This window comes from Ancylobacter radicis, from assembly GCF_018449475.1.
GTDB classification, from domain to species: domain Bacteria; phylum Pseudomonadota; class Alphaproteobacteria; order Rhizobiales; family Xanthobacteraceae; genus Ancylobacter; species Ancylobacter radicis.
This window is the reverse complement of sequence record NZ_JAHCQH010000015.1, coordinates 849,340-875,742: the sequence shown is the minus strand read 5'-3', so window position 1 is coordinate 875,742 and position 26,403 is coordinate 849,340. Positions and strand designations below refer to the sequence as shown.

General features: G+C 68.5%; 24 protein-coding genes. 15 read left to right on the top strand and 9 right to left on the bottom strand.

Annotated elements, in window-relative coordinates:
• Positions 1-103: 103 nt before the first annotated feature.
• The 3 genes from coaA (at position 104) to KIP89_RS10090 (ending at position 2,730) form a co-directional block, all read left to right on the top strand.
• Positions 104-1,063 carry a type I pantothenate kinase gene (gene coaA / locus KIP89_RS10100; protein WP_213755228.1) on the top strand — a complete coding sequence of 320 codons (960 nt, stop codon included), beginning with the start codon at positions 104-106 and terminating at the stop codon, positions 1,061-1,063.
• Between the two features lies 1 nt (position 1,064).
• Positions 1,065-1,709, top strand: a complete 645-nt coding sequence (locus tag KIP89_RS10095) for an alpha-ketoglutarate-dependent dioxygenase AlkB family protein (protein ID WP_213755227.1) — start codon at positions 1,065-1,067, stop codon at positions 1,707-1,709.
• 76 nt (positions 1,710-1,785) lie between these two features.
• Positions 1,786-2,730: a hypothetical protein gene (locus KIP89_RS10090; protein ID WP_213755226.1), complete on the top strand. Its 945-nt coding sequence runs from the start codon at positions 1,786-1,788 to the stop codon at positions 2,728-2,730.
• Between the two features lie 25 nt (positions 2,731-2,755).
• Here the strand turns inward: KIP89_RS10090 and grpE are convergent, their stop codons facing one another.
• Positions 2,756-3,376 (bottom strand): nucleotide exchange factor GrpE, encoded by a 621-nt coding sequence (gene grpE, locus KIP89_RS10085; protein WP_213755486.1) that lies wholly within the window; start codon positions 3,374-3,376, stop codon positions 2,756-2,758.
• Between the two features lie 79 nt (positions 3,377-3,455).
• Entirely contained in the window at positions 3,456-4,556 is a 1,101-nt protein-coding gene (hrcA, locus tag KIP89_RS10080) for a heat-inducible transcriptional repressor HrcA (RefSeq protein WP_213755225.1), read from the bottom strand.
• A 163-nt stretch (positions 4,557-4,719) separates the two neighbouring features.
• Here hrcA and rph point away from each other — a divergent pair, with 163 nt between their 5' ends.
• The 3 genes from rph to hemW are packed head-to-tail and all read left to right on the top strand — an operon-like array spanning position 4,720 to position 7,275.
• Entirely contained in the window at positions 4,720-5,433 is a 714-nt protein-coding gene (rph, locus tag KIP89_RS10075; RefSeq protein WP_213755224.1) for a ribonuclease PH, read from the top strand.
• 2 nt (positions 5,434-5,435) lie between these two features.
• Positions 5,436-6,089 (top strand): RdgB/HAM1 family non-canonical purine NTP pyrophosphatase, encoded by a 654-nt coding sequence (gene rdgB / locus KIP89_RS10070; RefSeq protein ID WP_213755223.1) that lies wholly within the window; start codon positions 5,436-5,438, stop codon positions 6,087-6,089.
• Complete coding sequence (gene hemW / locus KIP89_RS10065; RefSeq protein WP_213755222.1) at positions 6,079-7,275, top strand: radical SAM family heme chaperone HemW; 1,197 nt, start codon at positions 6,079-6,081, stop codon at positions 7,273-7,275. The genes rdgB and hemW overlap by 11 nt, the downstream gene beginning before the upstream one ends.
• Before the next feature lie 16 nt (positions 7,276-7,291).
• Here the strand turns inward: hemW and KIP89_RS10060 are convergent, their stop codons facing one another.
• Positions 7,292-8,515, bottom strand: coding sequence for a penicillin-binding protein activator (locus tag KIP89_RS10060; RefSeq protein ID WP_213755221.1), 1,224 nt, complete (start codon positions 8,513-8,515; stop codon positions 7,292-7,294).
• A 193-nt stretch (positions 8,516-8,708) separates the two neighbouring features.
• Here KIP89_RS10060 and rsmI point away from each other — a divergent pair, with 193 nt between their 5' ends.
• The 3 genes from rsmI to gshB all read left to right on the top strand — a co-directional run bounded on the left by rsmI (position 8,709) and on the right by gshB (position 11,029).
• Entirely contained in the window at positions 8,709-9,611 is a 903-nt protein-coding gene (gene rsmI / locus KIP89_RS10055) for a 16S rRNA (cytidine(1402)-2'-O)-methyltransferase (RefSeq protein ID WP_213755220.1), read from the top strand.
• 7 nt (positions 9,612-9,618) lie between these two features.
• Positions 9,619-9,993: a YraN family protein gene (locus KIP89_RS10050; protein ID WP_213755219.1), complete on the top strand. Its 375-nt coding sequence runs from the start codon at positions 9,619-9,621 to the stop codon at positions 9,991-9,993.
• Between the two features lie 94 nt (positions 9,994-10,087).
• Positions 10,088-11,029: a glutathione synthase gene (gene gshB, locus KIP89_RS10045; protein WP_213755218.1), complete on the top strand. Its 942-nt coding sequence runs from the start codon at positions 10,088-10,090 to the stop codon at positions 11,027-11,029.
• Between the two features lie 101 nt (positions 11,030-11,130).
• Here gshB and KIP89_RS10040 read toward each other — a convergent pair whose 3' ends face one another.
• The 4 genes from KIP89_RS10040 to KIP89_RS10025 form a co-directional block, all read right to left on the bottom strand.
• Positions 11,131-11,415 carry a BQ00720 family protein gene (locus KIP89_RS10040; RefSeq protein WP_213755217.1) on the bottom strand — a complete coding sequence of 95 codons (285 nt, stop codon included), beginning with the start codon at positions 11,413-11,415 and terminating at the stop codon, positions 11,131-11,133.
• Positions 11,416-11,461: 46 nt separating this feature from the next.
• Positions 11,462-11,884 carry an Hsp20 family protein gene (locus KIP89_RS10035; RefSeq protein WP_213755216.1) on the bottom strand — a complete coding sequence of 141 codons (423 nt, stop codon included), beginning with the start codon at positions 11,882-11,884 and terminating at the stop codon, positions 11,462-11,464.
• 251 nt (positions 11,885-12,135) lie between these two features.
• Positions 12,136-13,197: a l-ornithine N(alpha)-acyltransferase gene (gene olsB, locus KIP89_RS10030; protein WP_213755215.1), complete on the bottom strand. Its 1,062-nt coding sequence runs from the start codon at positions 13,195-13,197 to the stop codon at positions 12,136-12,138.
• Positions 13,198-13,962: 765 nt separating this feature from the next.
• Positions 13,963-15,495: a YifB family Mg chelatase-like AAA ATPase gene (locus KIP89_RS10025; protein WP_213755214.1), complete on the bottom strand. Its 1,533-nt coding sequence runs from the start codon at positions 15,493-15,495 to the stop codon at positions 13,963-13,965.
• A gap of 238 nt (positions 15,496-15,733) precedes the next feature.
• Between KIP89_RS10025 and KIP89_RS10020 the strand changes: the two genes are divergently transcribed.
• The 6 genes from KIP89_RS10020 to KIP89_RS09995 all read left to right on the top strand — a co-directional run bounded on the left by KIP89_RS10020 (position 15,734) and on the right by KIP89_RS09995 (position 23,892).
• Positions 15,734-16,207, top strand: a complete 474-nt coding sequence (locus KIP89_RS10020) for a formate dehydrogenase subunit gamma (protein WP_213755213.1) — start codon at positions 15,734-15,736, stop codon at positions 16,205-16,207.
• Complete coding sequence (locus tag KIP89_RS10015) at positions 16,204-17,760, top strand: formate dehydrogenase beta subunit (protein WP_213755212.1); 1,557 nt, start codon at positions 16,204-16,206, stop codon at positions 17,758-17,760. The genes KIP89_RS10020 and KIP89_RS10015 overlap by 4 nt, the downstream gene beginning before the upstream one ends.
• 14 nt (positions 17,761-17,774) lie before the next feature.
• Positions 17,775-20,630, top strand: a complete 2,856-nt coding sequence (gene fdhF, locus KIP89_RS10010; protein ID WP_213755211.1) for a formate dehydrogenase subunit alpha — start codon at positions 17,775-17,777, stop codon at positions 20,628-20,630.
• Between the two features lie 13 nt (positions 20,631-20,643).
• Positions 20,644-21,492, top strand: coding sequence for a formate dehydrogenase accessory sulfurtransferase FdhD (fdhD, locus tag KIP89_RS10005; RefSeq protein ID WP_213755210.1), 849 nt, complete (start codon positions 20,644-20,646; stop codon positions 21,490-21,492).
• Entirely contained in the window at positions 21,482-21,769 is a 288-nt protein-coding gene (locus KIP89_RS10000) for a formate dehydrogenase subunit delta (protein ID WP_213755209.1), read from the top strand. The genes fdhD and KIP89_RS10000 overlap by 11 nt, the downstream gene beginning before the upstream one ends.
• Positions 21,770-22,053: 284 nt before the next feature.
• On the top strand, positions 22,054-23,892 hold the full coding sequence (locus KIP89_RS09995; RefSeq protein ID WP_213755208.1) for a monovalent cation:proton antiporter-2 (CPA2) family protein: 1,839 nt from the start codon (positions 22,054-22,056) through the stop codon (positions 23,890-23,892).
• Between the two features lie 124 nt (positions 23,893-24,016).
• Here the strand turns inward: KIP89_RS09995 and KIP89_RS09990 are convergent, their stop codons facing one another.
• Both KIP89_RS09990 and zwf read right to left on the bottom strand, forming a co-directional pair.
• Positions 24,017-24,862 (bottom strand): Cof-type HAD-IIB family hydrolase, encoded by an 846-nt coding sequence (locus tag KIP89_RS09990; protein ID WP_213755207.1) that lies wholly within the window; start codon positions 24,860-24,862, stop codon positions 24,017-24,019.
• Positions 24,859-26,400, bottom strand: coding sequence for a glucose-6-phosphate dehydrogenase (gene zwf, locus KIP89_RS09985; protein WP_213755206.1), 1,542 nt, complete (start codon positions 26,398-26,400; stop codon positions 24,859-24,861). Before zwf ends, KIP89_RS09990 begins: the two co-directional genes overlap by 4 nt.
• Positions 26,401-26,403: the final 3 nt, after the last annotated feature.

Sequence of the window (26,403 nt, the reverse complement as noted above, 5' to 3'; positions counted from 1 at the left end):
CTGCCTGGGCAGGGCGTGGTTTCGCAACGGCTTCTGTTCTGGTATCTGGTCGACCAACGCCCGGCGCAACGAATGTCCGGGCGATCGACCGGGGAACGCGCCAATGGACATGAAGCTCGACGGGGGCGGCCTGTCGCCTTTCCGCAATTTCACGCGCTCGGAATGGGCGGCGCTGCGCGCCGACACGCCGCAGCCCCTGCGGCCGGAAGAAATTGCCCGGCTCCAGGGCCTCAATGATCGGCTCTCCATGGCCGAGATCGAGGAAATCTACCTGCCGCTCTCGCGCCTGCTCTCCATGTATGTGGGCGCGGCGCAGAAGCTGTTCCGCGCCATGCAGAAATTCCTGGGGCCGGAAGAGAACGGAAAGATGCCCTACATTATCGGCGTCGCCGGCTCGGTGGCGGTGGGCAAGTCCACCACCTCGCGCGTGCTTCAGGCGCTGCTCGCCCGCTGGCCGAACACGCCGAAAGTGGCGCTGGTGACGACCGACGGATTTCTCCTGCCCAACGCCGTGCTCCAGCAGGAAGGGCTGATGGGCCGCAAGGGCTTCCCCGAGAGCTACGACCTGCCGGCGCTTCTGCATTTCCTCTCGGACATCAAGGCCGGCCGGCGCCCGGTTCGCGCGCCGCTCTACAGTCATTTCCATTACGACGTGAAGCCGAACGAGATGGCCGAGGTCGACCAGCCGGACATCCTCATCGTCGAGGGGCTGAACGTGCTGCAGACCAGCCGCCCGCCCAAGGATGGTAAGGGCATTCCCTTCGTCTCGGACTTCTTCGACTTCAAGATCTATATCGACGCCGACGAGACCATTCTGGAACGCTGGTATGTCGAGCGGTTCATGCGGCTGCGCGAGACGGCCTTCCGCGATCCGGCCGCCTATTTCCACCGTTATGCCGACATCTCCGACGCCGAGGCCGATGCCACGGCGCGCGGAATCTGGCGCACCATCAACCTCGTGAACCTGCGCGACAACATCCTGCCCACGCGCCAGCGCGCCGATCTCATCCTGCGCAAGGGTGGCGACCATGAGATCGAGGCTGTCGCGCTCAGGAAGCTCTAGCATGGCGGCGCCGGTCGAGATCGCTCCCGGATGTCTATGGTGGTCTGGCTGGCTGAACCGATCCGGTCAGGAAGCTCTGGCCGAGGAACTGCGCCAGCTTCTTCTGCAGGCGCCGCTTTTCACCCCGCGCATGCCGCGCACCGGCACGCCTTTCTCGGTGCGCATGTCGAATTGCGGGCCACTGGGTTGGGTATCGGACGTGACCGGCTATCGATACCAGCCGTCCCATCCGGAGACGGGCGAGCCCTGGCCGGCCATGCCTCTGGTGCTCCAGAGCGCCTGGGCGGAGCTCGCCGGCACGCCGCTGGCCCCGGAAGCCTGCCTCATCAACTGGTACGCCCCCGGCACGCGCATGGGCCTGCATCAGGATCGCGACGAACAGGAGTTCGGCGCGCCGGTCCTGTCCCTGTCGCTGGGGGATACCGCAGTGTTCCGCGTTGGCGGCACATCCCGCAAGGATCCGACCCGCTCCATCCGCCTCGTCTCGGGCGACGCGCTGATCCTGGCGGGTCCGTGCCGCCTCGCTTTTCACGGCATTGACCGCATCATGCCGGAGAGTTCCACCCTGCTGAAGCAACCGGGCCGGATCAATCTGACGTTACGGCGGGTGAATCCGGCGGGATCGGGCGAAATTCCGCCGCGGTGAGCACGAAGAAGGGGATGACCGCCGGCATAGGATGCCCCACTTTGGTCATCGAACAGCGTGAGACGAAGGAAACCGAATGCGCCGCCTGATCTGCGCCCTTGCCGCGAGCCTCATGCTCCTGGCTGCGCCCCTTGCCGCCACTGCCCAGGCCCTTTTTCCCAATGAGGGTGTCGTCGGCATCGTGCCGCCAGCCGGGATGGTGGAAATTCCGGGTGTCGCCGGTTTCGAGGATCGGGACGCCAAGGCCGCGATTCTCATCCTGGAGATGCCGTCGGCTGCCTATGCCGACATCATGCGCACCTTCGAGCCGGAGGCGCTGCAGAGCAAGGGCGTCACCATCGAGCAGCGCCGCGATCTTGAACTCGCTGGCGGGGAGAAGGCGGTCCTGCTGACCGGCTATCAAAGCGTCGGTCCGGTCGCGCTCAAGAAGTGGATCCTGCTGGTCGGGGGCAAGGACGTGACCGCCATGGTCACCGTGCAGTTCCCTGAGGCGGCGTCGGCGCGCTACTCCGACGAGGCGGTGGAGACGGCGCTGCGCAGCATCGTGTTCCGCGCCCCTCCCACGCAGGACGAACTCCTCGCGCGCCTGCCCTTCACCATCGGCGATCTCGAGGGTTACCGCGTTCTCAAGGTGCTCGGCGGCAGCGCGGTGCTGCTGACCAAGGGCGACGCGAAGGGGCCCGACGTTGCCGGCCAGCCTTACTTCATCATCTCGGCCGCCCGCGGCGAAATCCGCGAGGATGACCGCGAGAGCCTTGCCAAGCGGGCAATTGCTTCGGTGCCGGGCGTGAAGGAACTGCGCGTCGAGCGTGGCGGGCCGCTGCGCATTGGTGGCCAGCCGGGCTTCGAACTGATGGGCAAGGCGCAGGACCAGCAATCGGGGAAGCCCGTCAAGGTCGCCCAATGGCTGCGCTTCGGCCGCACCGGCTATCTGCGCATGGTCGGCGTGGCACCGGAAGAGACCTTCGGCGCCGAGTTCGACGGCATGCGCGCGCTGCGCGACGGCATCGACCTGCGCTGACGGAAGGCGCCGGGCGGCGGAGGCCTCAGCCTTCCGCCGCCGGAGCGTCGGCGGGCGTCGCCTTGGGGCCACCTTTGGAGACGCCGACCATGGCGGGGCGCAGGACGCGGCCGCCGATCGTGTAGCCCGGCTGTACCACCTGAACCACGGTGCCGGACGGCACCTGCGGATTCGGCACCTCGAACATCGCCTGATGAAGATTGGGGTCGAACTTCGCCCCTTCTGCCTCGATCCGGGCGACGCCATGCTTGGTGAGCGCGTGATTGAGCGCCCGACCGGTGAGTTCGATCCCCTCAAGCAGCGTCTTCAGCGTGCCCTCGGCCTGCTCGCGGGCCTGCGGATCGATCGTGCCGAGTGCACGTTCGAAATCATCGGCGACATTGAGCAGGTCGCGGGCGAAGCCGGTGATGCCGTAGACCTTGGCGTCGGCGACTTCGCGCTCGGCGCGGCGGCGGACATTGTCGGCTTCGGCAAAGGCGCGCAGGAACTTGTCCTTGAGGCTGGCGATCTCGGCTTCGAGGCGCTCCTTCTCGGCCGCGAACATGGCCGCGGCATCTTCCGGCGCACCCGGCGCATCGCTCGCCTCGGGGGGAACGCTCGCCATGGTCTCGGGCTGTTCCGCCGGATTGCGGGTGTCTTCGCTCATCGGTACCTCGTCGGAAATGTCGAGTGGGCGCAGGCAGGCTGCGGCGACGCTCGCCATATCGGGTTCCGGGCCGGAAAAATCAAGCGCCGTCAAATCCGGACCGTCCCAGCACACGGCTCACCACGCGGGCGGTGAAATCCACCATGGGAACGATGCGGGCATAGTTCAGGCGCGTCGGGCCGATGACGCCCAGCACACCCAGGACCCGCCCCTGCCCGTCGCGATAGGGGGCGACGATGGTGGAGGAACCGGACAGCGAGAATAGCTGGTTCTCCGAGCCGATGAAGATGCGCAGCCCCTGCGCGTCCTCGGCGCGGCCGAGCAGGTCGACCACCTCCTGCTTGGATTCGAGATCGTCGAACAGCAGCCTTATCCGTTCGAGGTCGTCGATCGCCTTGAGGTCGTGCAGGAGGCGGGTCTGGCCGCGCACGATGAGCCGGCGCTCGGTGCGGTCCCCGCCCGACCAGCTCGCCAGCCCCGTCTCGACTACCCGCGCGGTGATCTCGTCGAGCTCGGCGCGGCGGGCGGTGAGGGTGCGCTCCACCTCGGTGCGCAGTTCCGCGAGGGTGCGCCCGCGCGTGCGGGCGTTGAGGAAGTTCGTGGCCTCGACCAGCGCGGAGGAGGGCAGTCCGGTGGGCAGTGGGACCAGCCGGTTCTCCACCTCGCCATCCTCCGAAACGAGGATCAGCAGGGCGCGGGTCGCGTCGAGCGGAACGAATTCGATGTGCTTCAGCCGGCCGTCGCTCTTGGTGCTGGTGACGACGCCGGCCCCGCGGGTGAGGCCGGAGAGCAGGTTCGAGGCCTCCGTCAACACGCCGTCGACGGTCTGCCCCTGTGCCGCTGCCCGCACCTGCGTCTCGATCGAGTTGCGCTCTTCCTCCGACACATCGCCGATCTCCAGCAGCGCATCGACGAAAAAGCGCAGGCCCCGCTCGGTCGGCAGGCGGCCGGCGCTGGTATGCGGGGCGTAGATCAGCCCGGCGGCCTCGAGATCCGCCATCACATTGCGCACCGAGGCCGGTGACAGTGTCATGGGAATAAGCCGCGATATGTTGCGCGAGCCGGCCGGCTCGCCCGTGGCGAGATAGGTCTCCACGATCTGCCGGAAAATCTCGCGCGAACGCTCGTCGAGCCGGGCGAGCTGCGGCGCGGACGCGGAAATAAGAGAGTCGAGGGCCATCGCGCGCTGCCTGTTCGGAGGGGTTGGTCTCATATTTCGGCAATCAGCGGCGCGGTTCAAGGCGCGCCGTGGCCGTCCCCCAGTCCTCGCACGGGCGCGAGACGATTGCGCGCCTTCCTTTGCACCCGTAAAAGGGCGGCCACAACGCCGAGGAGAATTTCGCATGCGCCCTTCCCGCCGCTCGTCCGACGAGATGCGTGCCGTCAGCTTCGAACGCGGCGTGTTGCGCCACGCGGAAGGCTCCTGCCTCGTGAAGTTCGGCGAGACCCATGTGCTGGTCGCCGCGACGCTGGAAGAGCGTCTGCCGCCCTGGCTGAAGGGTCAGGGGCGCGGCTGGGTGACCGCTGAATACGGCATGCTGCCGCGCGCCACCCATGACCGCACCCGCCGCGAAGCCGCGACCGGCAAGCAGTCCGGCCGCACCCAGGAAATCCAGCGCCTGATCGGGCGCTCGCTGCGCGCCGTGGTCGATCTCGAGAAGCTCGGCGAGCGCCAGATCACCGTCGATTGCGACGTGATCCAGGCAGATGGCGGCACCCGCACCGCTGCCATCACCGGCGCCTGGATCGCGCTGCATGACTGCCTGAGCTGGATGAAGGCGCGCAGCATGATCCCGGCCATCCCGCTGCGCGACCATGTGGCGGCGGTGTCCTGCGGCATCATCGAGGGCGAGCCGCGTCTCGATCTCGATTATGCTGAAGACTCGCAGGCCGATACCGACGTGAATTTCGTGATGACCGGCACCGGCGGTTTCGTCGAGGTGCAGGGCACGGCCGAGAAGACGCCTTTCACCGAGGACGAGTTCAACGCCATGCTCGGCCTCGCCCGCAAGGGCGTCGGCAAGCTGGTCGATCTGCAGAAGATGGCGGTTGCCTGACCATGGACGCCCATAACCGCCGACTGTCCGGCCGCGTCGTCATCGCCACGCATAATTCCGGCAAGCTGGAGGAGATGCGCGGCCTGCTCGCTCCCTATGGGATCGAGTGCGTTTCGGCGGGCGATCTTGATCTGCCGGAGCCGGAGGAGACGGGTCTCACCTTCAAGGCAAACGCCCGCATCAAGGCGATCTCCGCCGCCAATGCCACGGGATTGCCGGCCTTTGCCGACGATTCCGGCCTGTGCGTCGATGCGCTGGGCGGCGCGCCGGGCCTGTACACCGCCCGCTGGGCCGGGCCGGAGAAGGATTTCTACGCCGCGATGACCCGCGTCGAGGAGGAACTGCGCGACGCCGGCGCGAACCTGCCAGACATGCGCCGTGCCTATTTCATCTCGGCGCTCTGCCTAGCCTGGCCGGATGGCCATGTGGAGGATTTCGAGGGCGTGGTCGAGGGCACGCTGGTCTGGCCGCCGCGCGGTCCGGCCGGCTTCGGCTATGACCCGATGTTCCAGCCGGACGGCCATGACCGGACCTTCGGCGAGATGAGCGGTGCGGAAAAGCACGGGCTTCCGCCGCTCGGGCGTGGCCTGTCACACCGGGCCCGCGCCTTCATGGCGCTTGCCCGCGCCTGCCTCGGGGCGAAATTTGACGAATAGCGGCCTTTGGCAGCCGGCGGGACGCGCGGCGCCGCCGCCGGCCGATCCCGGCTTTGGCGTCTATGTTCATTGGCCGTTCTGCAAGGCCAAGTGTCCCTATTGCGACTTCAACTCGCATGTCCGCCACGCCCCGCCGGATCAGGCGCGCTTCATCGCCGCCTTCCGCGCCGAGATCGCGCACATGCGCGCCGCCATCGGCCAGCGGCGCACGCAGAGCGTGTTCTTCGGCGGGGGTACCCCGTCGCTGATGGAGCCGGCGACGGTGGGGGCGATCCTGTCCGCCATCGACGCCGCTTGGCCGCTCGACGCCCGTGCCGAGGTCACATTGGAGGCGAACCCCACAAGCGTGGAGGCGGAGCGTTTCCGTGGCTATCGCGCGGCGGGGGTCAACCGCGTCTCGCTGGGTGTGCAGGCGCTTGACGATGCCGCGCTGAAGGCTTTGGGGCGTATGCACACGGCCGATGAGGCGCTTGCTGCGGTCGCGGTGGCGCGCTCGGCTTTCGAGCGCGTATCGTTCGATCTGATCTATGCCCGCCCCGGCCAGACGCCGGAGGCTTGGGCTGCCGAACTGCGCCGCGCCATTGACGAAGGGTGCGAGCATCTCTCGCTCTACCAGCTCACCATCGAGGAGGGGACGCCCTTCGCCGCGCTCCACGCGGCCGGCAAGCTGCGCCTGCCCGAGGGCGACCTCGCCCGCGCCCTGTGGGACGCGACACAGGAGACGACCACGGCGGTCGGGCTTCCGGCCTATGAGATTTCGAACCATGCCCGGCCCGGGGCCGAGAGCCGCCATAATCTGCTCTACTGGCGCTATGGCGAATATGCCGGCATCGGCCCGGGCGCGCATGGACGGCTCGACACGCCGGAGGGGCGCCTCGCCACTTCCACCGAGCGCGGCCCGGAAGCGTGGCTGGGCCGGGTCGAGGCGGACGGACATGGGATCATCCAGGAGGAGACCTTGTCGCGTGCCGAGCAGGCCGATGAGCTCCTGCTGATGGGACTGCGTCTCAAGGAAGGCATTGACCGCCAGCGATTTGCCCGTCTTGCGGGACGGGACGTGACTCCCGAGCGCGTGGCTGCGCTGGTGGAGGAAGGCATGGTCGAGGAAATGCCGGGCGGCCGGCTGCGGGTGACGTCGCTCGGCTTTCCGGTGCTCGACGCCATCGTGGCCGATCTCGCGGCGTGAGGCGCGCTCAGGCGCGTCAGCTCGCCTGCGCGAAGCTGCGCGGCGCGGGGCTGATGATCTGCACCGTGCCGCCGCCGATCTGCATGATGGCGAGGCCGCGCTGGTTGGTGCCATCCGCCCGGAAGCGGAAAATCCCGTCAATGCCGGTGAAGCCCGACGGGTTCTGAATGGCCGCATCGGTGATGCCGACCTCGCCATGGGCTGTCACCAGCGCCGCCATCAGCGACACCGCGTCATGGGCGAGCGTCGCGGTGCGCACCGGCTCGCGGCCATACCGTGCCCGATAGCGTTCGGCGAAGGCTCGGAATCCTGCCGGGTCGGGCGCGGCGAAGATGCCGCCGGCCACCGATTGGGCGGTAAAGAGCTTGCGGTCGTCCCACAGGCCGGTGCCGATAAGCTGCTTGCCAGAAAGGTTCACCCCGGCCTTGTCCAGTGCCTGAAGGATTTGCGGCACCGCATCGGCCGCATCGGGCAGGAACAGCGCATCGGCCTGCGCCGCCGAACCGGCAATGCGCCGGGCGGCTTCGGCATATTGCGCCTCGCCTGTGGCGTAACGCTCCAGCCCGACCACCCGACCACCGACAACGGGCACTGTCTCGCGGAAGGCGGCCTCCACCACCGAGCCATAGGCATTGTCCGGCACGAGGCCGGCAAAGGAGCGCCGGCCGATGGAGGCGGCGTAGCGGATGGCGCGATCCACATCGGTCTGCGGCAGGAAGCTCAGCAGATAGACGCCCTGCGTCGCCACATTCGTGTCGGTCGAGAAGCCGACCACCGGCACGCCGCGCTGGCGGGCGACCTGGCCGGCGGCGGCCACCGTGTGGGCGAAGACCGGGCCGATGATGGCACGAGCCCCCTCGTCGATCGCCTGCTGGGCGGCGGCCTGCGCACCCGGCCCGGTGCCGGTATCGTCCTTGACGATGAGCTGAATGTTCGCGCCGGTGAATTCCGCGATCGCCATTTCCGCCGCATTGCGCAGCGACTGCGCGGCAAGGGCGGCATTGCCGCTGGCGCTCAGCGGCAGGATGAGGCCGATCCGCACCGTTCCCGTGCCGAGCACATTCGCCGGAAGCTGCGGCGCGGCGGGCTCCACCGGCGCGATCTCGGCCTGCGGCGGCGGCGTGTCGCGGATCGAGCCGCAGGCCGACAGGGCCGCGCTGCCCGCCATGAGCAGGAAGGCGCGCCGGCTGCTGCCGATGAAAGCGGGGCGGAGGCCCGGCCTGTTGCGTTCGTCCTGCATGCCTGTGATGTGTCCAGCCTTGCGGATGGCCCGTCCGGCGAGCCTGTTGCTGTTTTAAGGTGCGCCGCCGGGACCTGTCACCTCATGCCGGGGTGGGGGAGAATCAATTGCCGACATATCCACCCCTTCACGGCGCGATTTACGGCTTCGCCCTTGCTTTTCGCCGGCCGCGCGGGGCTCTACACTCGTCGCGATGAACACTCCCCCTCCCGCCGACCGTTTCCGTGGCTTCCGCCTTGCCGGCCAGAGCCTGCCCGCCCCGCGCCTGTTGCCCGGCCTGCACATCGTGGCGACGCCGATCGGTAATCTCGGTGACATCACCCTGCGCGGGTTGGAGACGCTGGCCGGCGCGGATCTGATCGCCTGCGAGGACACCCGCGTTACCCGCCGTTTGCTGGATCGTTACGGAATCGAAACGCCGCTGCTGGCCTATCACGATCATAATGCCGAGCATATGCGCCCGCGCCTGCTGGCCAGGCTCTCCGAAGGGGGGACGGTCGCGCTGGTCTCGGACGCCGGCACGCCCCTGGTCTCCGACCCCGGCTACAAGCTGGTGGAAGCGGCGATTGCCGGCGGTTTTCGCGTCATTCCGTTGCCCGGCGCCTCGGCGAGCCTCGCCGCGCTGGTGGCGGCGGGACTGCCCACCGACCGCTTTTTCTTCGAGGGCTTCCTGCCGCCCAAAAGCGGCGCCCGGCAGACCCGCATTGCCGAGCTGAAAACGCTGCCGGCGACGCTGGTGATCTATGAGAGCGGCCCACGGCTCCCGGAGAGCCTCGCCGATCTTGCCGCCGGTCTCGGTGCCCGGCCGGCGGCGGTGTGTCGCGAGCTTACCAAGACCTTCGAGGAGGTACGACGCGGTACGCTCGGCGCGCTGGCGGCCCATTATGCTGAAGCGGGCCCGCCCAAGGGCGAGATCGTGCTGGTGATCGGTCCGCCGCTGGCTGAGGAGGCCTCCCCGGACGATGTCGATGCCGCCCTGCGGCAGGCGCTCGCCACGCTGTCGGTGAAGGATGCGGCCATCGCGGTCGCGACCGCAACCGGACTGCCGCGCCGCGCCATCTATGCCCGTGCGCTGGCCCTTCAGGGGCAGGAATGACCCGGCCATGAGGCGGCCCTCCACCCCTGCCCGGCGCGCCGCCTTCACGCGCGGCGTCGACGCGGAGGCGATGGCCGCGGCCCTTCTGGAGGGACAGGGTTTCGTCATCCTGGCCAAGCGTGTGCGCACGGCGCGCGGCGAGATCGACCTCGTCGCCCGCCGCGCCGATCTTGTCATCTTTGTCGAGGTCAAGGCGCGCGGCACGCTGGTCCGCGCGGCCGAGTCGCTTCTTCCCCGCCAGAGGCGGCGCATTGCCGGAGCGGCGGAGATTTTTCTGGCGGATAATCCTGAGCTGGCCGGTCTCGACATGCGGCTCGATGTGGTGCTGATCGCACCGGGCCGGGCGCCGCAACACCTTCCCGGAGCGTTCGAGGCGGAGTGACCCGCCCGCCCCCGTGGCGCATCGGCCGGCGAGGGACTACATCAGCAGAGACCCGCGGCGCGGCCGCCCCACCGATGCTTCAGACGGAACTCCCATGAGCTTGAACGTCGCCATCCAGACGGACCCGATCGAACGCCTTAACATCGCTGGCGATTCCGGCTTCGCCCTCATGCTGGAAGCCCAGGCGCGCGGCCATCGCCTCGCCTATTACACCACCGACCGTCTCGCCATGCGCGACGGCGAGGTGTTCGCCACCGTCGAGCCGGTCGAGGTGCGCGATGTGAAGGGCGATCATTTCACCCTCGGGGCGCCGGAGCGGGTGCGGCTCGACAGTTTCGACGTGATCCTGATGCGGCAGGATCCGCCCTTCGATCTCAACTACATCACCGCCACCCACATGCTGGAGCGGGTGCACCCGCGCACGCTGGTGGTGAACGATCCCGCCCATGTGCGCAACGCGCCGGAGAAGATCTTCGTCACCGAGTTCCCGGACCTGATGCCGCCGACGCTGATCACGCGGGATCTCAATGAAATCAAGGCCTTCCGCGAGGAGTTCGGCGATATCGTGGCCAAGCCGCTCTATGGCCATGGCGGCTCCTCGGTGTTCCGGCTGACCCGCGACGACCTCAATTTCGGCTCGCTCTACGACATGTTCGCGCAGGTCTTCCGGGAGCCGTGGGTGATTCAGCAGTTTCTTCCGGCGGTTAGCGCGGGGGACAAGCGGATCATCCTGGTGGATGGCGTGTTCGCCGGGGCGGTGAACCGGGTGCCGAGCGCGGGCGATCTGCGCTCCAATATGGTGCGCGGCGGCGCCGCCAAGGAGACCGATCTCACCCCGCGCGAGCGCGAGATCTGCGAGCGGCTGGGGCCGTCGCTGCGGGAAAAAGGCTTGCTTCTCACAGGGATAGACGTGATCGGCGGCTACCTCACCGAGATCAACGTCACCGCCCCGACCGGGCTGCGGGCGATCCAGCGCCTCGGCGGGGGGAACCTGGCGGGCAAGGTCTGGGACGCCATCGAGGCCCGTCACGGCTGAAAAAAACGGCCGGTCGCGGGGGATTACCCGGCGGCCGGCCGTGGATTGTCAGTGCAGTCGGGTGGACGATCAGGCCAGTCCGGCCGATCCGTCCGAGCTGCTCAGTGCACGCTGAGCGTCACCAGCTCGTTCTGATGGGCGGAGGCGATCGCCGCCTCGCGGCTGTCGGTCAGCATGATCGGCGTGCCGTCCGCCCCGTGCAGGGTGAAAAGCTGGAGACCCGGCGCGAGCCGTGCCTGGGGAAACATCTCGGCCGCGTCTTCCGAGCGGATCGGGCGCACATAGGCGATGTGCCCGTCGCCGAGATTGGCGAAGGCTTCCGGGGAGAGCGCGCCGGCGATGGCGTCGCCTGCCGAGGAAGCGTCGATCTGGAATTCGTTGGTCATGGTCCGCGACTCCTTTCGTAGCTGTCGAGACCGGCTTTGGGGCCCCTCACTCATCGGTCGCTATGGTGATACGTCGGATGACGCGTTCCGGTTCCGGCCGGGCGAGATCGATCGACAGAAGACCGTTCTTCAGGTCGGCCCCGAGCACGCGCATGCCGTCGGCCAGCACGAAGGTGCGCTGGAACTGGCGGGCGGCGATGCCCCGGTGAAGATAGACGCGCTCGGTCTCGTCGGCCTGCCGGCCGCGGATGACGAGCTGCTTCTCCTCGACGATCACTTCCAGCTGCTCGCGGGTGAACCCGGCGACCGCCAGCGTGATCCGCAGACGGTCGGGCTCGCCCGACAGCGCGACCCGCTCCACATTGTAGGGCGGATAGCCGTCGGAGCCTTTCATGACGCGGTCGAGAGCTCGCTCGACCTCGTCAAAGCCGAGCAGGAAGGGGCTCGACAGCGAGGGAATACGCGACATGTCCCAAAGTCCTCGTTCGAAGCGACTTTGCGTGATGGGACCCGGTGACGGCGTCCCGTTGCGTTCAGATATGGGCGAGGGGCGGGGCGGCTGCAAGATCGCGCCTTCGTGCCGGGCGAAAAAGGCACGACGGCGCAGCGTCACCGGCGGGCGACGCGCTACCTCGCGCAAGCTCGTTTCGTGCAAGCTCGTTCCGCGCGGGTCCGGCGCGGGTATCGGCGGCATTGAGTGTCAGGGCGGTTGGCGCGCGCTCAGGCGGCGTGGCGCTCGCCATTGACGCCGAAATGATCGAGATAGCGCGCATTGATGCGCTCGACCGGCAGCACGATCAGCACATCGGTGGTGCCGAACTGGTGATCGACCACGGCGCCGCGCCCGATCTGCGCGCCGAGGCGCAGATAGCCCTTGATCAGCGGGGGGAGATCGTTCAGCGCCGCCTTGGCGTCGAGCGCCTCGACCGGGAGGCGGTCCATCGCTGCGGCGTGACGCGGCAGGGCATCGGCCGACCATTCCGGGTCGACCGGGGCGAAATGGTGGAGGAAGGCGAGCGGGCGGGCCAGCGCCTGCGGATCGGTGCCCTCAAGGCTGGCGCAGCCGAACATCACATCGATGCCGTGTCGGCGGACATAGGCCCAGATGCCGTGCCAGAGCAGCTCGACGGTGCGCTTGGTGCGATAGGGGCGCAGCACGCAGGAGCGGCCCAGCTCCAGGAAGCGGCGGCCGGGATGGCGCGCCAGCAGCGGGCCGATGTCGAACTCGCTGGCGGTGTAGAAGCCGCCATGGCGTTCGGCCATGCTCTGGCGCAGCAGCCGGTAGGTACCGACCACGCGCGGCTCGCGGCGCCCGCGCACGACGCGGCAATTATCGTGGTCGAGCACCAGGAGATGGTCGCAAATTGCGTCGAACTGGTCGAAGTCGCGCCGCGCGATCCGCGCCGCGGCGGCCGGGATCGCCGACATTTCCTCGTAGAACACCTCATAGCGCAGGCGCTGGGCGCGCCGCACATCCGCCGCCGTGACGGCAAGGCGCACTTCCAGCGCGCCGATCCGGCCGAGGGTCGACGGGCCGGTGGGCGCGCGGCTCTCGCGGTGGCGCAGGCCCGAATAGGAGCGCAGCGCCGGCATCAGGCGCGAAGGGGCGAAGGCGGCGGGGGAAAAGCGCGACGGGGCGGGCGAGGCGGGCCGGGCGGTCTTCGGCGTGAAGGGCTTCAGCAGGGCCGGGGGCAGCAGGCCGGGCTTGAGAAACGCCCGAAACACCGAGGACGCGGTGGCGGGCACCGCTTCGACATTCGCGTCGGCCAGCATCTCGGTCATGGCAACCCCCAACCTCGGCTCAAGTATAGCGATCCGCCAAGAGGAATCACATCTCTAGGACGAGCATGTGACAGATCATCTCTACGTCAGGCGGCGGGGCGCCATCCGCACCCGCCCTCATCCCCGGGGCGTGATCCGGGGATCCATGTCTTTGGCTGCGTGCGGGGGGCGGGAAGTCGTGGATGGCCGGGTCAAGCCCGGCCATGACGTGGTGGGGGTGGGGCGCGACACTCGGCTTGTCTGGAAACGGCGGCGCTCCGGTCTCGCGCCGTCCCCCGTCATCGTGCCGCCCCTGTCATCGCCCCGAGTCCGCAGGCGTCATCCCGGCCGCAGCGAAGCGGAGAGCCGGGATCGTCGGAGGACTTTCGCGGCGCGCTATCCCGGCTCGGCCTGTGGCCGTCCGGGATGACGCCCTCTCTTCATCCCGCTGTCATCCCCGGGCGTGATCCGGGGATCCATGTCTTTGGCTGCGTGCGGGGGGCGGGAAAGCGTGGATGGCCGGGTCAAGCCCGGCCATGACGTGGTGGGGGTGGGGCGCGACGCTCGGCTTGTCTGGAAACGGCGGCGCTCCGGTCTCGCGCCGTCCCCCGTCATCGTGCCGCCCCTGTCATCGCCCCGAGTCCGCAGGCGTCATCCCGGCCGCAGCGAAGCGGAGAGCCGGGATCGTCGGAGGACTTTCGCGGCGCGCTATCCCGGCTCGGCCTGTGGCCGTCCGGGATGACGCCTGCTGTCCATTTGCTCCCGTCCTCTCCCACTCCTCCTCCGTCACGCGGCCGCGGCGGCGCGGTCGGCGGCGGCGCGATAGGCCAGCGCCTCGGCGAGCTGGCTGCGCCCGACCGTCTCCGCCCCGCCGAGATCGGCCAAGGTGCGGGCGACCCGCAGCACGCGGTGATAGCCACGCGCGGACAGCCGCATCAGCCGGGCGGCATCGGCCAGCAGGGCGGCGCCGGCCTCGTCCGGGGCGGCAATCTCTTCCAGGATCGGGCCGCTCGCCTCGGCATTGGTCGACAAATCCGGGCGACCGAGGGCGCGGTAGCGTTCGCGCTGCACGCGGCGTGCCTCGAACACCCGCGCGGCCACCGCCGCGCTCGATTCGGTCGGGCCCGGCCGCACCAGATCGACCGCCGAGACCGAGGGCACGTCGAGATGCAGGTCGATCCGGTCGAGGAACGGCCCGGAGAGCCGGTCCTGATAGTCGCTGGCGCAGCGCGGCCCGCGCCGGCAGGTGTGGCCGGGCTCGCCGGCCCGCCCGCAGCGGCATGGATTCATCGCTGCCACCAGTTGGAAGCGGGCGGGATAGGAGATGCGGTGATTGGCGCGGGCGATCACCGCCTCGCCGGTCTCCAGCGGCTGGCGCAGCGAATCCAGCACGGCCGGGGCGAATTCCGGCAATTCGTCGAGAAACAGCACGCCATTATGGGCGAGCGAGACCTCGCCCGGCCGGGCCCGCATGCCGCCGCCCACCATCGCCGCCATGCTGGCGGAATGATGCGGCGCGCGGAACGGCCGGCGATTGGTGAGCGCCCCGCCCTGCAGCGCGCCGGCCACCGAGGTGATCATCGAGACTTCCAGCAGCTCCGCCGGGGTGAGCGGCGGCAGGATGGAGGGCAGGCGCTGCGCCAGCATCGACTTGCCGGCGCCGGGCGGGCCGGACAGCAGGAGATTGTGCCGGCCGGCGGCGGCGATCTCCAGCGCCCGCTTGGCGGTCTCCTGCCCCTTCACCTCCGCGAGGTCCGGCAGGCTGGTGCTGCCGCTGTCGAGCCGCGGCTCGGGCCGGGCCAGCAATTGCCGACCGGCGAAATGATTGACCAGCTGCACCAGCGAGTGCGGGGCGAGCACCGACATGTCCGGGCTGGCCCAGGCGGCCTCCGGGCCGCAGGCGGCGGGGCAGATGAGGCCATGGCCGCGCGCATTGGCGCCGATGGCGGCCGGCAGCACGCCGGCAACCGGGGCGATGCGCCCGTCCAGCGCCAGTTCGCCGACCACGGTGAAACCGTCCAGCGCGTCGCCGGCGATGGCGCCGATCGCCGCCATCAGGCCGAGCGCGATCGGCAGGTCGTAATGGCTGCCTTCCTTGGGCAAATCCGCCGGGGCGAGGTTGACGGTGATGCGCCGCGCCGGCAGCGCGAGGCCCGAGGCGATGAGCGCGGCGCGCACCCGCTCCTTCGCCTCGGTGACCGCCTTGTCGGCCAGCCCGACCAGATTGAAGGCCGGCAGTCCCGGGCTCACCTGAACTTGAACGTCGACCGGGCGTGCCTCGACGCCCTCGAACGCCACCGTCGCCACGCGCTGGACCATGCCGCGCCCCCGTCGCCCGCGCCCCGAACCGAGGCGCCCCAAGGGAAATCTAGCGGTTCGGCATCGCCCGTCAAGAACATTTGCAGAACAGATGGCGGCGGGACGCGGGCGCCGACGATGGCGGGCCGCAGCTTGTTGATAGAAAAATTCTATCAATGCACGGAACACCCGAATTGATTTCGTATCAACGACATAGGAATGTCTGTTTGGAAAATTCTAAAAGAAGGCCCGGGAGAAAATGCCGCATTACGAACCTTGGAGCGAGGAGCGCGCCCGCACGGTGATCGAGGAGTTCTCGCACCTCGAGGGTCCTCTCATGCCCATGCTTCATGCGGTGCAGGAGACCTTCGGCTATGTGCCGGACGCCGTGGTGCCGATGCTGGCCGAGACGCTGAACGTCTCGCGCGCGGAAGTGCATGGCGTCGTGACCTTCTACCATGATTTCCGGCACGAGCCGGCCGGCCGCCACGTGCTGAAGATCTGCCGCGCCGAGGCGTGCCAGGCCGCCGGCGGCGACGCGCTCACCGCCCATGCCGAGCACAGGCTCGGCTGCAAGCTTGGCGAGACCACGGCCGATGGCCGCGTCACGGTCGAGCCCATCTACTGCCTCGGCCTGTGCGCCACCGCCCCCTCGGCCATGCTGGACGGCAAGATCGTCGCGCGGCTGAACGAGCGCCGGCTCGATGCCCTGATCTCGGAGGCGCAGTCGTGACCATTCGCATCTACGTTCCCAAGGACGCCTGCGCCATCGCCTGCGGCGCCGACGAGGTGGTCGAGGCGATCCAGGCGGCCGCGCTGGCGGCGCGCCAGCCGGTCGAGATCATCCGCAACGGCTCGCGCGGCATGCTGTGGCTGGAGCCGCTGGTCGAGGTGGTGACGGCGGAAGGCCGCATCGGCTACGGCCCGGTCGGCGCCGACGACGTGGCGAGCCTGTTCGCCGCCGGCTTCCTGGATGGCGGCGCCCATGAGCTGCGCATCGGCAAGCCGGAAGAACACCCCTTCATGGCTCGCCAGACGCGCCTCACCTTCGCGCGCTGCGGCATCATCGACCCGGCCTCCTATGCCGATTACCGCGCCCATGGCGGCTATAAGGGGCTGGAGCGCGCGCTCACCCTTGGCCCGGCGGGGATCATCGAGGAAGTCAAGAAGTCCGGCCTGCGCGGGCGCGGCGGCGCGGGCTTCCCGACCGCCATCAAGTGGAAGACCGTGGCCGACGCCCAGGCCGACCGGAAATACATCGTCTGCAACGCCGACGAGGGCGATTCCGGCACCTTCGCCGACCGCATGATCATGGAAGGCGACCCCTTCGAGCTGATCGAGGGCATGACCATCGCCGGCATCGCGGTGGGCGCCACCAAGGGCTATGTCTACACCCGCTCGGAATATCCGCACGCCATCTGGGCGATGGAGAAGGCGGTCGAGGTGGCCCGCGCCAACGGCATGCTCGGCGCCAATATCGGCGGCTCGCCCTACAGCTTCGACATGGAAGTGCGCATGGGCGCCGGCGCCTATGTGTGCGGCGAGGAGACGGCGCTGCTCGACAGCCTGGAAGGCAAGCGCGGCACGGTGCGCGCCAAGCCGCCGCTGCCGGCGCATAAGGGCCTGTTCCAGAAGCCGACCGTCATCAACAACGTGCTCTCGCTGACCGCCGTGCCGCACATCCTGGCCGATGGCGGCGAGTTCTACGCCAATTTCGGCATGGGCCGCTCGCGCGGCACGATGCCGATCCAGATCGCCGGCAATGTGAAGTTCGGCGGCCTGTTCGAGACCGCCTTCGGCATCACGCTCGGCGAGCTGGTGAACGAGATCGGCGGCGGCACCGCGACCGGCAAGCCGGTCAAGGCGGCGCAGGTCGGTGGCCCGCTCGGCGCCTATGTGCCGACCTGGCAGTTCGACCTGCCCTTCGACTACGAGGCCTTCGCCGCGAAGGACGCGCTGATCGGCCATGGCGGCATCGTCGTGTTCGACGAGAATGCCGACATGAAGAAGATGGCGCGCTTCGCCATGGAGTTCTGCTCGGTGGAGAGCTGCGGCAAGTGCACGCCCTGCCGCATCGGCTCGACGCGCGGCGTCGAACTGATGGACCGCATCATCGCCGGCGAGCGCGTCGAGGCCAACCTCGCGACGCTCACCGACCTCTGCCAGACCATGAAGCTTGGATCGCTTTGCGCCCTTGGCGGGTTTACCCCGTATCCGGTGCTGAGCGCGATGAACCATTTCCCCGAGGAATTCGGCGCCCCGCGCCGCCTCGAAGCCGCTGAATGAGGAGGACGCTGCACATGTCACTCGTCCATGAGATCGACTACGGTACGCCCGCCCCCAAGACCGACAAGATGGTGACGCTCACCATTGACGGGATGGAAATCTCGGTGCCGGAAGGCACCTCGATCATGCGCGCGGCGATGGAAATGGGGACCCAGATCCCCAAGCTCTGCGCCACCGATTCGCTGGAAGCGTTCGGTTCCTGCCGCCTCTGCCTGGTCGAGATCGAGGGCCGCAACGGCACCCCGGCCTCCTGCACCACGCCGGTCGCGCCGGGCATCAAGGTGCACACCCAGACCGCCCGCCTCGCGCAGCTGCGCAAGGGCGTGATGGAGCTGTACATCTCCGACCACCCGCTGGACTGCCTGACCTGCGCCGCCAATGGCGATTGCGAGCTGCAGGACATGGCCGGCGCGGTCGGCCTGCGCGAGGTGCGCTACGGCATGGAGGGCGCCAACCACTTCGCCCCCACCTCCGAGCTCGTCATGCCCAAGGACGAGTCCAACCCCTATTTCACCTATGACCCGGCCAAGTGCATCGTCTGCAATCGCTGCGTGCGCGCCTGCGAGGAAGTTCAGGGCACGTTTGCGCTGACCATCTCCGGCCGCGGCTTCGGTTCGCGCGTCTCGCCCGGCCAGTCGGAAGCCTTCCTCACCTCCGAATGCGTCTCCTGCGGCGCCTGCGTGCAGGCCTGCCCGACCGCCACCCTCTCCGAGAAGCGCCTGATCGACATCGGCACGCCCGAGCATTCGGTGGTGACGACCTGCGCCTATTGCGGCGTCGGCTGCACCTTCAAGGCGGAAATGCGCGGTCAGGAAGTGGTCCGCATGGTGCCCTGGAAGGATGGCAAGGCCAATCGCGGCCATAGCTGCGTCAAGGGCCGCTTCGCCTGGGGCTATGCCACCCATCAGGACCGCATCCTCAAGCCGATGATCCGCGCCAAGGTCACCGACCCGTGGCGCGAGGTGTCGTGGGACGAGGCGATCGCCTACACCGCCTCCGAGCTGAAGCGCATCCAGGATACCTATGGCCGCAAGTCGGTCGGCGGCATCACCTCCTCGCGCTGCACCAATGAGGAAGCCTATCTCGTCCAGAAGATCATCCGCGCCGGCTTCGGCACCAACAATGTCGACACCTGCGCCCGCGTCTGCCATTCGCCGACCGGCTACGGCCTCAATCAGGCCTTCGGCACCTCGGCGGGCACGCAGGACTTCGATTCGGTCGAGGATTCCGACGTCATTCTGGTGATCGGCGCCAACCCGACCGACGGCCACCCGGTGTTCGGCTCGCGCATGAAGAAGCGGCTGCGCCAGGGCGCCAAGCTGATCGTCGTCGATCCGCGCCGCATCGACCTGGTGCGTTCGCCCCACATCACCGCCGATTATCACCTGCCGCTCCAGCCGGGCACCAATGTCGCCGTCGTCACCGCGCTGGCCCATGTGGTGGTGACCGAGGGGCTGGTGAATGAGGGCTATGTCCGCCAGTTCTGCGACTGGGACGAGTTCCAGGATTGGGCCGAGTTCGTCGCCGATCCGCGCCACTCGCCCGAAGAAGTCGAGAAGCTCTCCGGCGTGCCGGCCGAGCTGATCCGCGGCGCCGCCCGGCTCTATGCCACCGGCGGCAATGCGGCGATCTATTACGGCCTCGGCGTCACCGAGCACTCGCAGGGCTCGACCACGGTGATGGCGATCGCCAACCTCGCCATGGCGACCGGCAATATCGGTCGTCGCGGCGTCGGCGTGAACCCGCTGCGCGGCCAGAACAACGTGCAGGGCTCGTGCGACATGGGCTCGTTCCCCCATGAGCTGCCGGGCTACCGTCACATCTCCGACGACGCCACCCGCGCCACCTTCGAGGCGATGTGGGGCCGTCCGCTCGATGCCGAGCCGGGCCTGCGCATTCCCAACATGCTGGACGCCGCCGTCGACGGCACGTTCAAGGCGATCTACATCCAGGGCGAGGACATCCTCCAGTCCGACCCGGACACGCATCACGTCGCCTCGGGCCTCGCGGCCATGGAGCTGGTGATCGTGCAGGACCTGTTCCTGAACGAGACCGCCAACTACGCCCATGTCTTCCTGCCGGGCTGCACCTTCCTCGAGAAGGACGGCACCTTCACCAATGCCGAGCGCCGCATCCAGCTCGTGCGCAAGGTGATGGCGCCGAAGAACGGCTATGGCGACTGGGAAGTCACCCAGATGCTCGCCCGCGCCATCGGGCTCGACTGGAACTACACCCACCCGGCCCAGATCATGGACGAGATCGCGGCGCTGACCCCGACCTTCGCCGGCGTCTCCTTCAAGCGTCTGGATGAGCTGGGTTCGGTGCAGTGGCCGTGCAACGACGCCAACCCCGAGGGCATGCCGATCATGCACATCAACGGGTTCGCGCGCGGCAAGGGCAAGTTCGTCGTCACCGAATATGTGCCGACGGATGAGCGCACCGGCGCCCGCTTCCCGCTGCTGCTCACCACGGGCCGCATCCTCAGCCACTACAATGTCGGCGCGCAGACCCGCCGCACGGAGAACGTGGCCTGGCATCCCGAGGACGTGCTGGAAATCCACCCGCACGATGCCGAGCAGCGCGGCGTGCGCGAGGGCGACTGGGTCCGCATCGACAGCCGCGCCGGTGGCACCACGCTGCGCGCGCAGATCACCGACCGCGTGGCGCCGGGCGTCGTCTACACCACCTTCCACCACCCGACGACGCAGGCCAACGTCGTGACCACGGACTTCTCCGACTGGGCCACCAACTGCCCCGAGTTCAAGGTCACCGCCGTGCAGATCTCGCGCTCGAACGGCCCGTCCGAGTGGCAGGAAGACTATGACGCCTTCGCGCGCCAGAGCCGCCGCATCTCCGTCGCGGCGGAGTGAGCGGGGTCATCCGATGATCCCGCCCGTCGTCCGTGTCGCGCGTCTGGCCTGCGGTCCTTCGGGAGCGCAGGCGGGCGAGCGGGCGATCCCCGAGGAAACGCCGGTCGCCATCGTCCATAACGGCTCCACCTATGCCGTGATGATGGCGACGCCCAGCGACCTCGAGGATTTCGGCTATGGCTTCAGCCTGACCGAAGGCGTGATCGGCGACCTCACGGACGTCGAATCGATCGAGACGCTGGAATTCGACGAGGCGGACGGCGCCGTGGGCGTCGAAATCCGCCTCTGGCTGAGCGCCGAGCGGGCCGGTCAGATGGTGGCGCGGCGCCGCCAGATCGCCGGCCCCACCGGCTGCGGCCTGTGCGGGGTGGAAAGCCTGGAACTGGCGGTGAAGCCGGCGCGCGCCGTCACGGCGGGCCGGAGCTTCTCGGCCGGGGAGGTGGCGCAGGCCATCGCCGCGCTGCCGGCGGCGCAGGCGCTGAACCGGCAGACGCGGGCGGTCCATGCGGCCGCCTTCTGGGAGCCGGAGGAGGGGCTGATCGCCCTGCGCGAGGATGTCGGCCGCCACAACGCGCTCGACAAGCTGGTCGGCCATCTGGTGCGCCACGGGCGCGAGGCCACCTCCGGCATCGTGCTGCTGACCAGCCGGGTGTCGATCGAGATGGTGCAGAAGACCGCCATGCTGGGCGCGGGCGTGCTGGTCGCGGTCTCCGCCCCGACCGCGCTGGCGGTGCGCACGGCGGACAAGGCGGGCATCACCCTGGTGGCGATCGCCCGCGACGACGGCTTTGAGATTTTTACCCACCCCCATCGCATTTTGATCGGCGGGGCAGAACAGGAGCGGATCGCCCATGTCGGCTAATACGATGGACCGGCTCGTCTATATGGCGAACCAGATCGGCAAGTTCTTCGCCTCGCAGAAGCAGGGCAAGGCGGTCACCGGCATCGCCAAGCACATCAAGGATTTCTGGGATCCGCGCATGCGGGCGCGGATGGAGGACCATATCGCGGCGGGCGGCGAGGGGCTGGACCCGCTGGTCCTCGAGGCTCTCAAGACCCTGCCGCCGGTGACGCGCGATACGATTCCGGTGCCGCACCCGACGCTGCACCCGCCCGGCCCGACCGCCGCCCACCACTGATCCGGCGCGCCTGTTGCGCCATCGACGCCCACCCGACGCCCGGCCCATGCCGGGCGTTTCGGTTTTTTCGGTGCCGATTTGTCGGCTTCGCCCGAGAACTTGCCCTCAAGCACGGCGCGCGGGATTTCCCTGCGGCGTGAAAGATGTTCCGATGCGGCAGGGAGGAATTCGGCCTGTGGGGGAGTTCGTCGGTCCCTAAAGCACCATGGTTCTGCCATTGCGCGGCGCCATGCCTTGTCCAGATAGTGGGACGGCGCGGGGTGGCGCCGAGGGAGCACGGGTCGATGCACGGTGAAGGTCAGGGATTTCTGATCGGGGCGCTGATTTTCCTCGCCACCGCGGTGATCGCCGTGCCGATCGCGCGGCGGCTCGGCCTGTCGCCGATCGTCGGCTATCTGATCGCCGGCGTGGCCATCGGCCCCTCGGGCATCGGCGCCTTCCACGATCCCGAGCGCATCATCACAGTCGCCGAGATCGGCGTGGTGCTGCTGCTGTTCGTCATCGGGCTGGAATTGCAGGTGAGCCGGCTGCTCGCCATGCGCCGCGCCATTTTCGGCGTGGGCGCGGCGCAGCTGGTCTTCACCGGCATCGCCATCGCCTTCCTCACCCGCTATGCCGGCGACAGTTTCGACTGGCGGGCGGCGATCGTCGCAGGTCTCGCGCTGGCGCTCTCGGCGACCACGATCGCCCTGCAATTGCTGGAGGACAAGGGCGGCCTCGCCCAGCCCTATGGCCAGCGCACCTTCGCGGTGCTGCTGTTCCAGGACATGGCGGTGGTGCCGCTGATCGCCTTCATGCCGCTGCTGGCGCCGGGCGACCATGAGGCGCAGAGCTTCAGCCAGTCGGTCGGCCATGTGCTGGTGGTGATCGCGGCGATCGCCATCGTCATCGGCACCGGGCGCTATCTGCTGACCCCGTTCTTCCGCATTCTCGCCCGCTCCGGCGCGCGCGAGGTGATGACGGCGGCAGCGCTGCTGGTCGTGCTGGGCGCCGGCGGGCTGATGGCGGCGGTCGGCATGTCGATGGCGATGGGCGCCTTCCTCGCCGGCGTGATGCTGTCCGAATCGAGCTTCCGCCATGAGTTGGAAGCCAATGTCGACGCCTTTCGCGGCCTGCTGGTGGCGCTGTTCTTCATGGGCGTGGGCATGTCGATGAATCTCGACGTGGTGCTGGCCAATGCGCCGCTGCTGATCGTCGGCACGCTGCTGGTGACGCTGGTCAAGGCAGTGTCGGTCTGGGCGGTGTTCCGCGTCTCCGAGGGAACGGAGGCCGATGCGGTGCGCTCGGCGACGCTGCTGACCCCGGCGGGCGAGTTTTCCTTCGTGCTGTTTCCGCTGGCGCTCGGGCTCGGGCTGATCACCGCGCGGCAGGGCGACATGCTGGCCGCCTGCGCGGCGATGACCATGCTGCTCGGCCCGCCGGTGGCGCTGATCGGCGAGCGCCTCGCCCAGCGGATCGACAGCCGGCAGCGCCATGACGAGCCGCCCGAGGCCGATTTCAGCGAGGCCAAGGGCTCGGTCCTGGTGGTCGGCTTCGGCCGCTTCGGCCAGATCGCCTCGCAATGCCTGCTGTCGCAGGGGGTGGAAGTCACCATCATCGACAATGACGTCGAGATGATCCAGAGCGCCGGCCGCTTCGGCTTCCGCATCTATTATGGCGACGGCACGCGGCTCGACGTGCTGCGCGCGGCGGGCGTCGAGCGGGCGCGGGTGGTGGCGATCTGCGTCGACCGCCGCGAGACCGCCGACCGCATCGTCGACATTCTCCAGTCCAACGTGCCGGGCGTGCGGCTGCATGTGCGCGCCTATGACCGCACCCACGCCATCGCCCTGCGCGAGAAGGGCGTCGATTTCGAGATGCGCGAGACCTTCGAATCGGCGCTGGCCTTCGGCGAGGCGACGCTGCTGGCGACCGGCATCGATTCCGAGACCGCGCATGCCACTGTGGTCGATGTGCGCCAGCGCGACATGGAGCGCCTGCTGCGCCAGCGCCTGCTGATGAGCAAGGACGGGCAGGTCGGCTTCGTCGAGCCCGAGCCGCTGGTGGCGCCCGAACGCGCCGCCCAGCCGCTCAACGCGGAAGCCGAGGATGTGCTCAAGCACGAGACGGAGTTTTCGGGCTAGAGCATTTTCGAGCGAAGCGGATTCGGGTTCGCGCGAAGAGATGCGCCAGACAACAATCTGGCTTCTCCGGTGAACGGGAGTTCACCGGAGAAGTTTCTAGCGTGGAACGCCCAGCGTGGGACGCTTAGCCCGGCGCGCGCGGCAGGACGAAATGCTCGATGGCGTAGGCCACGCCGTCCTCTTCATTGGTGACGGAGACCACGTCCGCCCGTTCCTTCACCTCGGGCGCGCCATTGCCCATGGCGATGGCGAGGCCGGCGACCCCGAACATCGGCAGGTCGTTGGCCATGTCGCCGATGACAGCCACCTCCTCCAGCGGCACGCCGAAATGGCGGGCGAAGGCACGCACCGCATAGCCCTTGTCGGTGCCGGGCGGGGTGAGATCGAGATATTTGGCCTGGGAACGCCGGGCGGTGGCGCCGGCGCCGACCAGAGCCTGAAGCTCCGGCTCGCTCGCCGCCAGCATGTCGAAATCGGTCGAGGAGAAGACGATCTTGCCGGCGCGCTCGATATGGTCGCCGAAATCGCTCACCAGCGTCGGCTCGAAGGCGACGGTGCGGGTCTCGCCGGCGACATAGGGATTCGAGGGGTCGGTGATGTACCACTCATTATCGGCGAACACCCAGACCGAGGCGCCGCGCGGCACCATCATGTCCAGCCCCTTGCGCACGGCGGCGGGGTCGATCAGCGTCTGCTCGACCAGGCTGTAATCGCGGCGCAGGATGGTGCCGCCATTGAAGCCGCCGAAAATGTCGAGGCCGATCGCCTCGTTCAGCAGCTTCATGCCGCGCGGCGGGCGCGCGGAGACGGCGGCGAACTCGACGCCGGCCGCCCGCAGGCGGCGCACCGCCTCGACCGTGGCGGGCGTCACCTCCTTGGCGCGGTTCACCAGCGTACCGTCGACATCCGACACCATCAGCCGGATGCGATCGGGCAGAGGGCGCTTTTCGGCGCCTTTGGTCTCGGTCATCGCGTGCGGTCCCTTTCGAGCGGCAGCCATTGGAAGCCGTCCTGCGCCAGCATGACGTCGGACATGGCCGGTCCGTCGCTGCCGGCGGAATAGAATTGGACGTCGTTCTCGCCGCCGGCCACCGCCTCCAGGATCGGTTCGACCGCTTCCCAGCCCGCCTCGATCGTGTCGGCGCGCTGGAACAGGGTCGGGTCGCCGCACAGGCAGTCATAGATCAGCGTTTCATAGCCGGTGCTGGGCGCCGCCTTGAAGTAGTCGGCATATTTGAAGTCCATCTGCACGTCGGAGAGCCGGACCTTGCGGCCGGGCACCTTGGCCGCGAAGCGCAGCGACACGCCCTCGTCCGGCTGGACATGGATGACCATCAGATTGGGCTTCAGAGCGGTCGGCAAATGGCTGAACAGCACGCCCGGCGCTCGCTTGAACTGGACGGCGATCTCGGTGCGGCGCTTGGCCAGCGCCTTGCCGGTGCGCACATAGAACGGCACGCCGTTCCAGCGCCAGGAATCGACGAAGCATTTGAGCGCCACATAGGTCTCGGTGCGGCTCTCGGGGTCGACATCCTTCTCGGCCCGGTAGTCCTTGACCGGCTGGCCGTTGACGAAACCGGCGCGGTACTGGCCGCGCACCGCCGCGCCGATCGCCTCGTTCGGGCGCATATGGCGGATCGCTTCGATCACCTTGGTCTTCTCGGTGCGCACCGCGTCGGCGTCGAATGAGTTCGGCGGCTCCATCGCGGTCATGGCGAGGAGCTGGAACATGTGGTTCGGCACCATGTCGCGCATGGCGCCGGTGGTGTCGTAGAAACCGCCGCGCTGCTCCACCGTCACCGTCTCGGCGGCGGTGATCTGCACGTGGTCGATATATTCCTTGCTCCAGATCGGCTCGAAAATGCCGTTGCCGAAGCGCAGCGCCATCATGTTCTGGACCGTTTCCTTGCCGAGGAAATGGTCGATCCGGTAGATCTGCCGCTCATTGGCGATGGCCAGCAGGCGCCGGTTGAGCGCGCGGGCCGAGGGCAGGTCGGTGCCGAACGGCTTCTCCACCACGATGTGGCGGAAGCCGGTCTCCTCCTTCAGCAGCCCGGCGGCGCCGAGCTGCTCGGAGATGGTGGCGAAGAAACGCGGCGCCACCGCCAGGTAGAACACCGCGTTGCAGGTCTGCTGGGCGCGCGAATCGAGCCGCTCGCGGATGCGGCCATAGGCGGCCGGATCCTCGAAATCGCCGGCCATGTAGCCGATGCGGCTCATCAGCCAGCGCCAGGTTTCCCCGCTCGTGTCGCAGGAACCGGGCAGCTTGGCGATCTCGTCGGTGAGGAAGGCGCGGTAGTCCTCCTCGCTGCGCTCGACATGGTCGACGCCGATGATCGCGAAATCATCGGCCAGCACGCCCTCATGGGCGAGATTGTAGAGCGAGGGCAGCAGCAGGCGCTTGGTGAGGTCGCCCGAGGCGCCGAAGATGAAGAAGGTCGATGCCGGGGCCGGCGCCGAATCGGGCGCCAGCACCTTCTGACCGAGAACGACGGTCTCGCTTCCCATGGC